The organism is Xanthomonas cucurbitae (assembly GCF_002939885.1).
Taxonomy (GTDB): domain Bacteria; phylum Pseudomonadota; class Gammaproteobacteria; order Xanthomonadales; family Xanthomonadaceae; genus Xanthomonas; species Xanthomonas cucurbitae.
The window spans coordinates 76277-91681 of sequence record NZ_MDED01000008.1; the positions used below are offsets into that span (position 1 = coordinate 76277).

The window sequence follows — 15405 nt, forward strand, 5'->3', positions numbered from 1 at the left end:
TCTTCGAAGGACTCCGCATGAGCAGCTACACCGCCCCGCTGACCGACTTCCGTTTCGCCTTGCACGACGTCCTGGGCGCACCAGCCCTGTTCGCCCGGCTCGGCTACACCGAGGCCAGTGCGGACATCATCGATGCCGTACTGGAAGAAGCCGGCCGCTTCACCGCCCAGGTGCTGGCGCCGCTGAACAGCGTAGGCGACGAAATCGGCTGTGCGTTCGACAAGAGCACCCACGCGGTGACCACCCCGCCCGGTTTCCGCGCCGCCTACGATCAGTTCGTGGAAGGCGGCTGGAACGGGCTGACTGCCGAGCCGGAATTCGGTGGCCAGGGCATGCCGCACCTGCTGGGCGTGCCGCTGAACGAAATGATCAATGCCGCCAACCTGGCTTGGGGCAACTTCCCGCTGCTCTCGCATGGCGCCACCGAGGCGCTGCGCCAGCATGGCGAGGCCTGGCAGCAGGAAGCGTTCCTCAAGCCGCTGGTCGACGGCCGCTGGACCGGCACCATGTGCCTGACCGAACCGCATTGCGGCACCGACCTGGGCCTGCTCAAGACCCGCGCCGAGCCCAATGCCGACGGCAGCTACGCCATCACCGGCACCAAGATCTTCATCACTGCCGGCGAACACGACCTCACCGACAACATCGTGCATCTGGTGCTGGCCAAGCTGCCCGACGCCCCGGCCGGCGCCAAAGGCATCTCGCTGTTCGTCACTCCCAAGTTCAAGGTGGACCGCGATGGCACGGTGGGCGAGCGTAATGCGCTGCATTGCGGTTCCATCGAGCACAAAATGGGAATCAAGGGTTCGGTGACCTGCGTGATGAACTTCGAGGGCGCCCAGGGCTATCTGGTCGGGCAGCCGCACAAGGGCCTGCAGGCGATGTTTACCATGATGAACACCGCGCGCCTGAGCGTCGGTTTGCAGGGTGTCGGCCTGTCCGAGCGGGCCTACCAGAACGCCTTGCGCTACACCCGCGAGCGGCTGCAGTCGCGTGCGCTCAGCGGCGCCAAGGCACCCGACAAGCCGGCCGACCCGATCATCGTGCACCCGGACGTGCGCCGCATGCTGCTGACCATCAAGTCGCTGACCGAAGGCAGCCGCTTGCTGGCACTGCACGCGGCCAGCCTGGTCGATCTGGCCCACCGTGGCGCCAGCGCGCAGGAACGCCATGATGCCGAGACCTTGGTGAGCTTCCTCACCCCGATCTCCAAGGCCTGCCAGACCGAATGGTCGATCGAGAATACCTACCACGCGTTGCAGTGCTTCGGCGGCCACGGCTACATCCGCGAATACGGCATGGAGCAACTGGCCCGCGATGCCCGCATCACCACCATCTACGAAGGCACTACCGGCATCCAGGCGCTGGACCTGATCGGCCGCAAGACCGCCGCCAGCCAGGCCGCCGGGCTCAAGTTGTTCCTGGCCGAGGTGGACACGTTCGCCAAGGCGCAGGAGGGCAACGCGGCACTGGCCGAGTTCATCAAGCCGCTGCGCGACAAGGCCAGCGAATGGGCCATGCTGACCCGCGACGTGCTCGACCGCGCCGCACGCAACCCCGACGAACTGGGCGCGGCCAGCTACGACTATCTGTTCTATTCCGGCTACGTGGTGCTGGCCTACTGGTGGGCGCGCAGCGTGGCCGCCGCCGATGCCTCCGCGCATGGCGACGATTTCAAGCATGCCAAGCGCGAGACGGCACGTTTCTATTTCGCCCGTATCCTGCCGCGTACGCTGACCCACGCCGCCACCCTCCGCAGCGGCGCCGCACCACTGATGTCGCTGGACGCAGCGCTGTTCGGCGAAGCCTGAGCGACATCAGCATGGCGGGCGCTGCCGCTGTCGTAGGAGCGGACCTGGCCGCGACAAGGGCCATATCGATCGGTAAAGCCTCGCGCCCGGGTGCGCTCCTACAGCCAAGCATCGCGGGCGCTGCCGCTGTCGTAGGAGCGGACCTGGCCGCGACAAGGGCCATATCGATCGGTAAAGCATCGCGCCCGGGTGCGCTCCTACAGATAAGCATCGCGGGCGCTGCCGACTTCGTAGGAGCGGACCTGGCCGCGACCAGGGCCATATCGATCGGTAAAGCATCGCGCCCGGGTGCGCTCCTACAGACCAAGCATCGTGGGCGCTGCCGCCATTGTAGGAGCGGACCTGGCCGCGACCAGGGCCATATCGATTGGCAAAGCCTCACGCCCGGGTGCGCTCCTACGGGTCACCAAAGCCATCAACGCGGCCAGGTCACTACTGGCTGAGCCACTGACCGCAAGACACGCGCCAAAGCCGTTCGCTGCGATACACAAACTGTCAACGATCGGGTATAAGCTGTTTTCCCGATGGAGACAGACACGCACGTAGGTGATGTGATCGTCCCCGGAGGCAGCCCTGCCCCGGTCGCGGGCAACGCTGTCGCTGCAATCCAGCAACTGCCCTCCCTCCGCCTGCTCTCGCTCGATGCGCATGGCCGGGTACTGGACTGGATCAACTGGCAGGACGCCGCCTGCCTGTATGCCCGCGACGCGGTGTCCTGGACCTTGGGCGAGCCGTGCATGCAGATCCACGGCGGCATTTCGCGGTTGACCGGCAAACGCAGCACGCTGGCGCTGCACCCGATCATCGCCGCGCGCGGCCACGCCCGTTCGCGTGCGCTGGACCCCACGCCCACGCTCAGCAATACCGCCCTGTTCGCGCGCGATGCGCAGTTGTGCATGTACTGCGGCCAGCATTTCAGCCGCCCGCACCTGACCCGCGACCATGTGATGCCGGTCTCCAAGGGCGGGCGCGACACCTGGGAGAACGTGGTGACCGCCTGCTTCCAGTGCAATTCGCGCAAGGCCAACCGCACGCCGCAGCAGGCACAGATGCCCTTGCTGGCGGTGCCCTACCGGCCGAGCTGGATCGAGCACCTGATCCTGTCCAACCGCAACATTCTGTCCGACCAGATGGCATTCCTGCGCGCGCAGCTGCCCAAGCGCTCCAAGCTGTCGCTGTAGCCATTGCATTGGCGTTGCCCGCGCGGCGGGTGGTTGCGCCTGCCCACCCGATCACCGCATCGGGGTAGACGGCCGACCAATCACCTTGTTCGCTGCCCGACCTGGGCAACCCGCCGTTCACCGTTCCTGCGGCAATCCGGTATGCACGCAAACCATCCTCTGACGCGCGCCGACAATAGGGGTGCGGCAGATGGCCGCAGGCGCCTGCGCGCGCAACGCAGGCCAGCAGCAGTGGGCCGCACGGTCCGCACCGCCCGCCGATAGCTGAACCGGTTTGCTTGCCGGGCCTTCGCATGGGGAGGACAATACGGCTTCAGAATATTGACACGATGATGATCGACTCCACCCGCTACCCGCGCCTGTCGCGCATTCAGACCCCCGACGACCTGCGCCACTTCGACGAGGCCGAACTTGCGTCCATTGCCGAGGAGCTGCGCGCCTATCTCATCGAATCGGTGGGTAAGAGCGGCGGGCACTTTGCCGCTGGCCTGGGCGTGATCGAACTCACCGTTGCCCTGCACTACCTCTACCAGACCCCGGTCGATCAGCTGGTGTGGGACGTCGGGCATCAGACCTATCCGCACAAGATCCTCACCGGGCGGCGCGACCAGATCCACACGGTCAAGCAAAAGGACGGCTTGGCGCCGTTTCCCAAGCGCGAAGAGAGCATCTACGACACCTTTGGCGTTGGCCATTCGTCCACCTCGATCTCGGCCGCGCTCGGCATGGCGATCGCCGCGCAGCGCAATGGCGACGACCGCAAGGTGGTGGCGGTGATCGGCGACGGGGCGATGACCGCCGGCATGGTCTACGAGGCGCTCAACCATGCCGGTGGCATGGATCCGGAGCCGAACCTGCTCGTGATCCTCAACGACAACCGCATGTCGATCTCCGAAGCGGTGGGCGGGCTGACCAAGATGCTCGGCCGTGCCAGCGGCAGCCGCACCCTCAACGCCATCCGCGAGGGCGGCAAGAAGATCCTCGGCGACAAGAAGAACAATCCCACCGCGCGCTTCGTGCGGCGCTGGGAAGAACACTGGAAAGGCATGTTCGTGCCGTCCACGTTGTTCGAGGAAATGGGCTTCCACTACACCGGCCCCATCGATGGCCATGACCTGCCCGGCCTGGTCGGCGCGCTGAAGACGCTCAAGACCCTCAAGGGCCCGCAGCTGCTGCACGTCATCACCACCAAGGGCAAGGGCTACGAGCTGGCCGAAGGCGACCAGATCGGGTATCACGCGGTCGGCCCGTTCGACCCGAGCAAGGGCCTGGTCGCCAAGACCGGCACCAAGAAGCCGACCTATACCGATGTCTTCAGCGACTGGGTCTGCGACATGGCCGCTGCCGAACCCAGGCTGCTGGTCATCACCCCGGCAATGCGCGAAGGCTCCGGGCTGGTGCGTTTCAGCAAGGAGTACCCGCAGCGTTACTTCGATGTGGCAATTGCCGAACAGCATGCCGTGACGCTGGCCGCCGGCATGGCGACCCAAGGCGCCAAGCCGGTGGTGGCGATCTATTCCACCTTCCTGCAGCGCGGCTACGACCAGCTGGTGCACGACGTGGCGGTGCAGCAGCTGGACGTGCTGTTCGCGATCGACCGCGGCGGCGTGGTCGGCCCGGATGGCGCCACCCATGCCGGCAATCTGGACCTGAGCTTCCTGCGCTGCGTGCCGCACATGGTGGTGATGGCACCGGCCGACGAAGCCGAATGCCGCCAGATGCTGAGCACCGGCGTGCACTACGCCGGCCCGGCCGCGGTGCGCTACCCGCGTGGCACCGGCCCAGGCGTGGCGCTGGATGCCGCGCTGGCCACCTTGCCGATCGGCAAGGCGCAGCTGCGCCACAGCGGCACCCGTCTGGCCCTGCTGGGCTTTGGCGCGTGCGTGGACGCTGCCGAGGCGGTGGGCCGCGAACTCGGCCTCACCGTGGTCAACATGCGCTTCGTCAAACCGCTGGACAAGGCAATGCTGCTGGAGCTTGCCCGGACCCACGACGGCTTCGTCACCATCGAAGACAACGTGGTGGCCGGCGGCGCAGGCTCTGGCGTGTCAGAGCTGCTCAACGCCGAAGCCATCACCATGCCCATGCTGCACCTGGGCCTACCGGACAGCTTCCAGCACCACGCCAGCCGCGAAGACCTGCTGGCCGAAGCCGGTATCGACCAGGCTGGCATCCGCGCCGCCGTGCTCAAGCGCTGGCCGCAGCTGATGGCCACCAGCGCACCGGCGTTGAATGCCGCAGCGGGCTGAATTCATCTGACAACGCCACGCCGCAACCATTGAGGAGTGGCCGTTGCACAGGAACCGGCAGACGCCTTGCGGAGGCCGGTTTTTTCGTTGGCCAACCTGCCGCCTGAAAATCTACGCTGTCACCGAACCGGTGCGCTGAAAAGTTTCTACCAGCTCCACGATGCGGCCACGCGCCTGCATGTCGTGCAGCTCCATCTGCAACCGACGCACCCCCGGGCCCGGCTCGGCACACGCGAGTGCCTCGCGCACGAGCGCCGGCAGCCCGTCCAGCTCCCGCAGCCACCATGCCGCGTCGGCAGCCTGCAACCGCGCGGCGTGGTCGAACTGGTCGTAGTCCAGTGGATACACGATCGCCGGCAATCCCGCCTCCAGGCAGGCGTACAGGATGCCGGCACCGCCGTGGTGAACCACCAGCGCATAGCGATGCAGATGCTGCGCGTAGTCCACGTAGGGCAGACGCCGATAATTGCCGTATGCCGGCTGCGGCGGCGCGGCGGTGTCGCCATCGCTGAAGTGGAACACCACCTCGGGAAACTGCGGCGCCAGCGCGCGCAGCACCGCATCCATGCGCTGCTTGACCCACTGCAGATGCGTGCCCAGGGTCACCAGCACATGCCGCCGCCCGGCGATGAATTCCGGTGCCTGCACGGCCGACGGGGGCGTGCACAACTGCGGCCCGACAAAGCGCAGCGCAGCCGGCCAGCGCTGCGCGAATTCGAATGACGGCACGCCCAAGGCCAGGATGCACTGCGGCGAATACACCGCCTCGCTGCCATCGTTGCGATACAGCGCCGGCAATCCGCAGGCCCGCATCTGCCGCCGGTAGCAGGCATGCAGGCTGCGCTTGAAGCCGCGGGTGAGCCGCCGGGCGATCGCATGCCAGGCACGCTGGCGCAGCGTGGTCGCAGGCAGCAGGCCGCCAAAGTACGCCGGTGGCCCGTCGCCGGTTTCGATCACGCAGGGCGACGGCATGCTGGTCCACCAGGCGATGCCCATCGCCTGCGCCGCCAGCCCGGCACTGGGCAGGGTGAAATCGACGATCACCAGGTCCGGCCGCTGCGTGCGCCAACGCGCCTGCAACGCATCGCCCACCTGCGCCATCAATCCCAGTGCGTCGTGCAGCTGCCGGCGCAGACGCACGGGGTGATGCCCGACCGCATGCGGCGGGTTGGCGATCTCCAGCAACACACGGTCGGCTTGCGCATCCAGCACGCCGGCGCCGCGCAATCCACATGCCTGGATACGCGCCTGTGCAGCAGGCGTGCTGACCACATGCACATCGTGGTGCGGCGCGAGCTGCCGGGCGATGGCCAGAATCGGATGCAGATGCCCGCTGTACGGCGGGGCGACCAGATCAATGCGCATGCACCCTGCCCCGCAGCGTCTGCTGGACCGTGGCGACGAAGGCCTGGCACTCGGACAGCACCTTCGCAGTGGTCAGGTAATCCAGATGCCCGCAGGCCGGCGCCAGCTGCACCGGCCCGCGAAACAACGCACGCGAAATCCAGTCGCTGCGCCCTTGCACGCTATGCAACTGCGCGAACGTGGCCGGGTTGCGGCAGACCGGGCCGTAGGCGAACACCGCCAGATGCGCGCGCAGCTCCTGCGGCAGCTGCAGCGCAGTGAGCAGCTGCAACCCGCAGCTGCCGGCCAGCAGCACCGTCATCGGCGCCTGCGCAAGCAGGGCCTGCACGCTCATGCGATCGCTATACGCCACGCGCGCAGCACGCGCGGCCAGGTAATGGCGTGCGTTGGAGACACTGGCGCGCCACAGCGCAACGCGACGGTGCGGCGCCATGTCGCTGCGGTACGGGTAATTGCATGCGATCAACTGCCGGCCATCGCCGTGCAGCTGCTGCAGAAAATCGCGTTGCTGCGCACTCAACGCACAGCTCGCCGGATCGCTCTGCCCGGTGAGAAAGGCGATCTGCACCGCTGGCGCCTCAGTGCGCACGGAAGCGACCATCTGCCAGCACGCGGTAACGCCGCGTGCGCCAGGCGATGCTGCGTATGCAGGCCGCGTGCAGCAGGTGCAGCGGCTGCAGGCATTCGGCCAGGACCGACAACACCGGCCGGTGACGTACCGCACCGGTGCTGCGCCACTGCACCACACACAGCAGCAGCGCGCGCAGCAGCAAGAGCGTCGCCCCGCATGCGATGGACCAGCCACCGGGCTGCACGCAGATGCCGAGCAACAGGGCCACCAACACCACCGGCGGCAATCCCTGCAGCACCGAGATGGCAGCGGCAATACCGATGCGCTGACGGCGCAGCAGGAGCAAGGCGAACAGCATCCAGCGATGCATCTGACGGGCATAGCTGGGCAGATCCGGCATGGCGGTGCGCATCGCCACCGGGGCGGTGGATTGCCGGATGCGGCCACCACGTTGGCGCACCAGGGCGGCCACGGCCAGATCGTCGGTGAGCTGGTCCAGCAGGCCGGAAAAACCGCCCCAGGCACGCAGGCGCTCGGTCCGCACGGCGTAGCACATGCCGTTGATGGTCAGCGGCGCGGCGAACGGCAGCCAGCCCAGATAGGTGAGCGCGGCATTGTTGTTGACGAACTGCGCCAGCAGCCGCCCGGCCAGCGTGTCGCTATCGCGGTAATACGGCAACCCGGTGACCAGGTCGGCGTGCTGCAGATCGCGCAGCAACTGCACCAGCGCAGCAGCGCTCAACTGCGCATCGTCATCCAGCACCAGACTGATCGGCGCCTGCAGCTGCGCAAGCGCCGCCTGCAACTTCCACGCCTTCGGATTGAGATCCGGCGGCGCAGCGGGCACCTGCATGCGGGTGATGCGCACCTGCGGATACAGCGCCACCAGCGCATCAGCCACCGTATTGCCAGCGCGGTCGTCCGCGTCCAGCAGCCACAGGAAGTGCGCCTGCGGCAGCGCCTGCAGGTTGGCGGCCAGCACCTGCTGCAACTGCGCGTCGCCCCCCAGGATGGGCTGCAGGATCGCCACATCCGCCTGGCGGGCTGCAGCGCCATGCAACGGCGCCATGCGTGCGCGGTGCATCACCCACAGCGCCGCTGCGGTCTTGACGATAAGCAAGACCAGATAGAGCGCAGCCAGGGCCGACACTAGGCCCATTGCGCCGCCTGCCAGCGGACGAACGCCTCCACGCCCTCGTCCAGACCGACACTGGGCGGCCCCAGATCGGCCAGCGTGCGCCGCGGATTGAAGGTCTTGGAATACGCGAACACGCCCACGCCGAAGCGCGTGATCGGCGGCTCGCTGCGCAACCGCAGCAAGCGATACGCGCCCTCCACCACGCTGGCCATGCGCAGCGCCGTGCCGATGCGCACCTCGCGCTGCGGCAGCGGCAAGTGCAGGCGTGCCAGCACATCCAGCAACAGCTGCTGCAAATCCACCGGCTGCGCATTGGTGAGGTTGTAGGCGCGCTGCAGCTGCGCTGCGGTGGCGGCGCGGTAGAGGTAATCGCACAGCGCATCAATGTAGATCAGATCGCCGATCACCGGCTGGGTCTGGCCGACAAACCGCGGCAGCGCGCCCTTGCGGGCCGCCGCGATCACGCGCGGGAACAACACCGTATCGCCAGGCCCGAACACCGCGCGCGGGCGCAACACTGACCATTGGCCCGGATACGTCTCAAGCAGCGTTTCACCCAGGTACTTGGTCTGCGCATAGGTGTTGACGAAGGCCGGGCCGATCGGGCTGTCCTCCTCCAGGTCGTACTGATGTTCCTCGCGATAGAACACCGAACTGGACGAGACATACAGCAGGCGCGGGCAACCGTGCCGCCTGCAGAAGTCGATGACGTTGGCGGTGGCCTGCACGTTGTGCTGGAGGAACTGCGCGCGCGTTCCCCACGGCGACGCCAGCGCGGCGGCATGGATCACCACATCCGGCTGCCAGTCCAGCGCGAACGGCTGGCTCAGATCGATGCGGTGATAGTTGGGCAGCGCGCTCGCGCGCCGACCGATGCCATGGATCTCCACACCGGGCCGCCCCTGGAAACGCCGCAGGAATGCGCCGCCGACAAAACCGGATGCACCGGTCACGAGAATGCGCAAGCTCATCGCCACTCCGGTTGATAACGGTCAAGACTGGGCTGGCAGTGCGAAGGCAGGATGACCAGCTCCGGATGCGCCTGCGACAGGCCGTGCAGCTGCCGCACGGTGCGCTGGAAGGCGGGCCAGTCGTGCATCACCAGGCGTGTGGGCCAGGCCGGCCATTGCAGTGTCTTCCAGGTTGCCGACGACCACACCGCATCTGCGCACAGCAACACCTCGCGGTCCTGTTGATCGCGCAGCCACAGCCCCATCTGCCCCGGCACATGGCCAGGCAGCGGCACAGCGAGCACGCTACCGTCTTCGAACAGATCGTAGGCAATGCCCAGGCCTTGCCAGGCACCGGTCAATGCACGCTGCGGCGCCTGTTCGGCAAACTGCATGCGCCGATCGACATCGGCCGGCAGCAGCTGCGGCAACAGCGCGCGGCGCAACCCGCCCAACCGCGAACAGCGGCGCATCTGCGCATAGTCCGCGCGCAGACAGATGAAACGCGCGTTCGGCAGATCGCGCAGGCCACCGATATGGTCGGCATGGAAATGCGACACCAGGCACCAGGCGATCTCGTCCAGCTGCACGCCGCGACGCGCCAGTTGCGCGCCCAGGGTTTCGTGCGCCGGCAGCGTCACCGGCGTGGTCCAGCGATACAGGCGTTCCGGCCACGGATCGGTGGCGCGGAAAAAATGCTCCGCATAGCCGGTGTCGTAGAGCAGCGCGCCGCGCTGCGGATGCCGGATCAGCACGCTCAAGGCCGGAAACTCGACCGCATGCCAATGCCCATCGGCGCGCACCATGCGCTCGCAATGCCGGCAATGGCCGATGCGCAGCAGGTCGAGGGAAACGCGCGGCGCCATCAGTAGCGCAACACCATGCCGCCGATCGCCAAGCCGGCGCCGGTGCCGAGCAAGGCGACCAGCTCGCCGCGCTGCAGTTGCCGATCCACCACGGCATGATGCAGGGCATGCGGCAACGAGGCGGCCACCTGGTTGCCGGTGGTCGGCAGGATGCGCACCACCTGCTCGGCATGCAGCCCCAGCGCCCGCACCACATGCTCCAGGCCACCACCGGAGGCCTGGTGCGGCACCAGCCAGCGCAACGCGGTGGCCGCAACCCCCGCCTCGTCCAGCAGTTGCGTCCAGAACGCTGGCAGGTGACGCGCGGCAAAGCGGTACGCGCCGCGGCCATCCATCCAGAACAGGCGCGAGGCCGCGGGTGCGCCTGCTTCTCCGTGCGGCGCGCGGGTGCCGCCGCCGCCGATGCGGCACAGGTCCGCGCCGTTGCCATAACTGGCAAGGCGGCTGGACAGCAACGCCGAGTCCTGGCCTGCACTGCTGCACCCAACCACGACCGCGGCAGCGCCATCACCGAACAATCCCGCAGTGCCGGGGACGGCATCATCCAGCCCGGCCGATGCCACTTCGCTGGAGACGATCAACACGCGCCGGTAGCGGCCCAGGGCCAGCGCACTGGCGGCCATGTCCAGCGCCACCAGGAAGCTCAGGCAGGTGGCATTGACATCGAAGGCGGGAATGCCGGAATCGCCCAAGCCCAATGCGCGCTGGATCAGCACCGCCTGACAGGGAATCGGTTGCTCCATGACCGCACAGGCCGAGATCAGGCAATCGATCTGGGTTGCGTCGATGCCGGCAGTGTTCAACGCCTGCCGCGCTGCGGCCGCTCCCATCGACGATGCCGTTTCGCCCTCGCCCACGTAATAACGGGTCACCACACCCAGGCGTGCGGCCGTGGTTCCGGCCGGCAACTGCCAGCGCGCGTCCAGCGCGAGTGAAGTGACTTCGCGCGCCGGGACATGGCGTCCAGTACCCAGGATGCGCAGCGGCAATGCGTTCAACACGAAAGCTCTCGGCAAACAAGGCGCGCAGCATACCGTGGCAGCAACGGCCGGCCTAACCCCCGCACGACCAGTCGCCCTGCGCGATCGCAGTGCCATCCGGGAGGCGCGCGACACGGCTCCGGCGACCGGGCGCGACAAGCGCCGCTTCAAACGGCTGCAACCACTGCACAACGACATCGCCGGCGGACTGCAGCAGGCAATCGCGCGTGCAGACGTGTACCACCCGATGCGTCAGGCGATCAAGGCGCCTCCACCTCGTAGCCGAGCGCCTGCAGGCGGGCCAGATACCCATCGGGCGCGGTCAAGCGACTGATCGGCAACACCGCGAAGGTGCTGCGGTTGCGCTGCAACGCGGCACTGGCGATGCCGAGCCAATGCTCGCGCATGCGCCGCTCCAGATCGTCGATACCGCGTTTCCTGGCCGCCCCGGAACTGGCCATCGCGCTCATGCACGCCGCCTGCGGATCTTCGCGCGGCAACTGGCGCAACGCCTCGATGTCGCCCACCGACCAGGCATTGGCGCGTTCGACCATGGTGGGCAGATCGCGCTCCACCGTCACCAGGATGCTGCGAAAGCAGCCAGTGTCGTCCATGCCGCCAGCACGAAATTCCTTGAGCGCCTGCCGCGGGTCGGTGATCTTGTAGTCCAACGCGGTGGGTGTCGGCTTGATGCCCGCGCGCTTGGCGGCGCGCTCCACCACCGACCAGATCACCGGCGAGCGGGCCAGGCCCGAGCGTTTCAGCGCCACCTGGTACAACTCGCCAGCGGCCAGCATCGGGCGCTTGCGCTCCACGCTGCGGTCGTCGCCGATGTAGCGGGCCTTGGCCACACGCCAGCGCGCGTACAGATCGGGCGGCAATACCTCGCGCAGTTCGCGGCCATCGGCGTTCTTCATCGCCTTCATCGCCGACGGCAGCAAGGTGAGTTTGCCGAAGAACCCCATGTCCGCATCGACTTGTACGGTCGGCGCCATCAGCACCTGTTGGGACTGGCCAATGATGGTTTCCACTTCGCTCGATTGCCATTGCAGGCGCTTGGGCAACGGCGACTGCGTGCCCAGGATCCACAACACGTGGTCACCCTTGCTGACCTTCCACAGGCCCGGCCCGGGCTGCACGCCGCGGACCACCATCGCTTCCAGATCTACCACCGGCGGTGGTGGCGCCGTCTTCGGCGGCAGCGTTTCGCTGGCCGCCGCCAGCAGCGATACCAGCATCATGCCGACTCCCCATCCCGCTGCCCTGTGTCGCATCGCGCATCGCCCCCTGTGTGAGGCGGACATTACGTGAAGCCAGCACCCGCCGCGTTAGGGAAGCGTTGTGCCACGGCAGCAAGACATGCCATCGACGCTGCATCCCCGCATGCTGGACCAGCAGCGCACGCCGTGGATTAGGGCAACTGCTTGCCCGCGCGCAGACAGGTGCGGAAGAACACCAGCAGGTCCCAGCTATAGCGCTTGAGCAGGCGACGCGGCTCGTTGAGCAGGCGGTACATCCACTCCATGTGCAGGCGGCGCACCCAGTCCGGCGCGCGCCTGGCGGTGCCGGAAAGAAAGTCGAGCAATGCGCCTACCCCGAAGACCAACGGCACCCGCAATGCGTGGCTATGGTCGAGGATCCAGCGTTCCTGCAACGGATTGCCGAATGCCACCAGCAGCACGTCCGCGCCGGAGCGGTTAATGCGCTCGGCCAGGCCCTGGCCTGCGGCGGCAAATTCGCCATACCCGTCGCAGATGCCAACCACCTGCTGTCCCAGGGAGTCGGTCAAGGTGGCCGCAGCAGTCTTGCCGACACCGGGCTGCCCGCCCAGCAGAAAGAACTTCAGCGGCTGCGCACTGTGCCGGCATAGGTACGGGATCAGGTCGGTCCCGTTGAGATTGCCGGCAAACCGGCGCCCATGAATCAGCCGTGCCGCCAGATCCATCCCGATTCCATCGTTGACGATGCGCACACTGGGTTCGCGCATGCGTTTGCGCAGTGCCTGGCACTGCACGATGAAATTGGTGTTGGCGAAGAACACCCGGCGCGGCTGCTGCGCCGCCAACGCCTGGAACAGGTCCACCGCGAAGGCTTCCTGAGTGGTGGACAGCACCGGAAAGCCGCCCAGTGGAATCACCACGCCCGGCGGTGCCTCGACGGCGGCGGGCGTTGTGTCCATCTGCATGCGCTGGCCTTGCATCATCGAATCACCAAAGGTCGTAAGGGAAGGCAGCCAGCAAGCCGGACTGCAGTTTTTCGAGGTCGAAGCTGCCGTTGCCCCCCAGCGCCAGGCACTCTTCCACGTTATTGCCCGAATGCCACTGGGTGCGCCCGGTGCCGTAGTAATAGTCGTCGTACTTGAAGCGGTCTTCGCCATTGCCCCAGTCCAGGTAGACCGCCGGGATGCCATAGGCCTCGGCCAGGATCAGACCATGCAACGAACTACTGACCACCAGCTCCGCGCCCAACAAGCGGCTTGTGAATGTTGCCGGCTTGACGTCCGGGAACACCAGGTGATCGGCGTAGGCGCTGTATTTTTCAACCGGCTCGTTGAAATGCGGAACGATGGCGAACGGACGTTTCTGCACCTCGCCCAGCGCCTCGGCGGGAAAGAACATCGGGGTCAACAGGCCCGGGTCGCCATAGACCTCCGGCACCGCGATGCCACGATCCAGCAGGAATTGGCGGGTCTTGGGCCCACGGACTGCACGCACGTCCAGCGTGCTGAAGGTATTGCGCTCGGCGGGAATCTTGCCGTTGATGCCGCTGCCCCAGACGGTGTCGCCGTCCTTGGCGAAATGCAGCACCGACCCGATTGCGATGAGCTTCTTGCTGAGATCGTGTTTTTCGATCAGCGTCTTGTCCTGCAACGACAGCACGCAGGAGACGATCACCTTGGACAGGTGGTCGCCCATGTTGACGCCCGCATTCTTCGGCTTCCACCAGAACAGTGCACGACGTTCTGCGTGTTCCACCCACTTCTGCAGCAAAGCGTTGGCCATTTCCAAGGGTCTCCTGTGTACAAACGTGCGAGGTGCGCCGCATTGGTCAATGCGAAAGCGCGGCCTCCGAGGAAGCACGCGCGGCGGCGCCGATGTGCTGCGGATACAAACGGGTTTCCGGATACGCGGCCGGATCGAGCACGCGGTCGGTGGTGTCCGACCAGTTCAGGCACTGGCGGTAGCGCACATGCGGCGCATCCAGCGCCAAGCTGATCGCGGCAACGATCGACTCTGCATTACCGGGGGTATAGCCAAAGCGGGACTGGTAGGGCCCGACCACGACGTTGGGACACACGGCCGGCAAACCGAAGAAGTCGTACTGCAGCAGCTTCATCGAGCTGTCAGCCAGGTAGACCGGCACCTGTTCCGACGCATACGGCGCAATGCCCAAACGCGCGTGCTTGATGTAGCCGATGGTCTCGGCGTGCTTCATCTCACCATAGACGATGACGTTGTCGCCGTAGCCTGGGTGACGGCCCATGCCTGAGCCGATCACATGGAACGTGACCTGCGGGAACGCCTTGCTGGCAACCACGAAGAAGTCCGGATCGAACAACATCGACCCCACCGCCACTGCATGGATTCCCTCGCCATACGGCGATCGGTCTCCCAGTTGGTCCAGGTTGTGATCCACGCCATGGCCTACGTGGTAGACATTGTCGCGGCTGGCGATTTCCTCCGCCATGGCCGGCGATACCAGCGCAATCACATCCAGCGAGGACGCCACCCGATCGAACTCACGTTCGATATAGGACGCCACGTTGATCGTGCTCAGGCCATCGGAAGCCCGATATACCAGCTTGGCTGCGGGGTTGGTGCGCTTGGCCAGTTCGATGAACGCCACCGCGATACCGCTTTCAAACACGATGACGTCGGCGTCGCGCATCCAGTCGAGCAACTGGCGCGGTGGATGCGCGGCATACCAGCGAAACATCGCATCCTCGACCGAGCGCAACCATGCGCGACGCGTATTGAAGGGATGCACCGCAGTACGCCACAGATAGCAATCCACGCCCTTATGCGACACCACGGTGTTGGCAGTCTCATCGAGTGGCAAGCGCGCGTCGCCCTTCATCCGCGACAGGCGGCTGTAGCGCAGCGAGAAGAACCGCGTGGTGCCACGCTGCGCGAGCTGATCGGTGATGAAATGGATGTTGGCGCGGCGCGGCGTGCGGTAATCGTGGGCGGACAAGACCAGGTAGCAAGGCCGGCGAATGCCGGAAGCAGCGGCGGCGGATGTGTCGCTCATGGGCCGTGTCCTATGAATGAGTGAGAGAAAGCATGCCTGAGGA

13 protein-coding genes are annotated in these 15405 nt (G+C 66.5%); 3 read left to right on the plus strand and 10 right to left on the minus strand.

Annotation, left to right across the window (positions count from 1 at the left end; genetic code table 11):
• Window positions 1-17 precede the first annotated feature (17 nt).
• The 3 genes from XcuCFBP2542_RS06370 (at window position 18) to dxs (ending at window position 5241) form a co-directional block, all read left to right on the plus strand.
• Entirely contained in the window at window positions 18-1811 is a 1794-nt protein-coding gene (locus XcuCFBP2542_RS06370; RefSeq protein ID WP_104602771.1) for an acyl-CoA dehydrogenase C-terminal domain-containing protein, read from the plus strand.
• A gap of 524 nt (window positions 1812-2335) precedes the next feature.
• Window positions 2336-2992 carry an HNH endonuclease gene (locus XcuCFBP2542_RS06375; RefSeq protein ID WP_104602772.1) on the plus strand — a complete coding sequence of 219 codons (657 nt, stop codon included), beginning with the start codon at window positions 2336-2338 and terminating at the stop codon, window positions 2990-2992.
• Between the two features lie 332 nt (window positions 2993-3324).
• Window positions 3325-5241 (plus strand): 1-deoxy-D-xylulose-5-phosphate synthase, encoded by a 1917-nt coding sequence (gene dxs / locus XcuCFBP2542_RS06380; RefSeq protein WP_104602807.1) that lies wholly within the window; start codon window positions 3325-3327, stop codon window positions 5239-5241.
• 111 nt (window positions 5242-5352) lie between these two features.
• Here the strand turns inward: dxs and XcuCFBP2542_RS06385 are convergent, their stop codons facing one another.
• From XcuCFBP2542_RS06385 to XcuCFBP2542_RS06430, 10 genes are all read right to left on the minus strand, one after another.
• Window positions 5353-6606, minus strand: coding sequence for a glycosyltransferase (locus tag XcuCFBP2542_RS06385; RefSeq protein ID WP_104602773.1), 1254 nt, complete (start codon window positions 6604-6606; stop codon window positions 5353-5355).
• On the minus strand, window positions 6596-7207 hold the full coding sequence (locus XcuCFBP2542_RS06390; RefSeq protein ID WP_104602774.1) for a hypothetical protein: 612 nt from the start codon (window positions 7205-7207) through the stop codon (window positions 6596-6598). Before XcuCFBP2542_RS06390 ends, XcuCFBP2542_RS06385 begins: the two co-directional genes overlap by 11 nt.
• On the minus strand, window positions 7185-8336 hold the full coding sequence (locus XcuCFBP2542_RS06395; protein ID WP_104602775.1) for a glycosyltransferase: 1152 nt from the start codon (window positions 8334-8336) through the stop codon (window positions 7185-7187). Before XcuCFBP2542_RS06395 ends, XcuCFBP2542_RS06390 begins: the two co-directional genes overlap by 23 nt.
• A complete protein-coding gene (locus XcuCFBP2542_RS06400; RefSeq protein ID WP_104602776.1) occupies window positions 8327-9286 on the minus strand; it encodes an NAD-dependent epimerase/dehydratase family protein in 960 nt (319 codons plus the stop codon). The genes XcuCFBP2542_RS06395 and XcuCFBP2542_RS06400 overlap by 10 nt, the downstream gene beginning before the upstream one ends.
• Window positions 9283-10131, minus strand: a complete 849-nt coding sequence (locus XcuCFBP2542_RS06405; protein ID WP_104602777.1) for an MBL fold metallo-hydrolase — start codon at window positions 10129-10131, stop codon at window positions 9283-9285. Before XcuCFBP2542_RS06405 ends, XcuCFBP2542_RS06400 begins: the two co-directional genes overlap by 4 nt.
• Window positions 10131-11129 (minus strand): 3-oxoacyl-[acyl-carrier-protein] synthase III C-terminal domain-containing protein, encoded by a 999-nt coding sequence (locus XcuCFBP2542_RS06410; RefSeq protein ID WP_104602778.1) that lies wholly within the window; start codon window positions 11127-11129, stop codon window positions 10131-10133. The genes XcuCFBP2542_RS06405 and XcuCFBP2542_RS06410 overlap by 1 nt, the downstream gene beginning before the upstream one ends.
• A 242-nt stretch (window positions 11130-11371) precedes the next feature.
• Window positions 11372-12385: a TraB/GumN family protein gene (locus XcuCFBP2542_RS06415; RefSeq protein WP_104602779.1), complete on the minus strand. Its 1014-nt coding sequence runs from the start codon at window positions 12383-12385 to the stop codon at window positions 11372-11374.
• 137 nt (window positions 12386-12522) lie between these two features.
• A complete protein-coding gene (locus tag XcuCFBP2542_RS06420) occupies window positions 12523-13314 on the minus strand; it encodes a WecB/TagA/CpsF family glycosyltransferase (RefSeq protein WP_104602780.1) in 792 nt (263 codons plus the stop codon).
• Between the two features lie 4 nt (window positions 13315-13318).
• Window positions 13319-14113, minus strand: coding sequence for a polysaccharide pyruvyl transferase family protein (locus XcuCFBP2542_RS06425; RefSeq protein WP_104602781.1), 795 nt, complete (start codon window positions 14111-14113; stop codon window positions 13319-13321).
• 46 nt (window positions 14114-14159) lie between these two features.
• Window positions 14160-15362, minus strand: a complete 1203-nt coding sequence (locus XcuCFBP2542_RS06430; protein WP_104602782.1) for a GumK N-terminal domain-containing glycosyltransferase — start codon at window positions 15360-15362, stop codon at window positions 14160-14162.
• Between the last annotated feature and the right edge of the window lie 43 nt (window positions 15363-15405).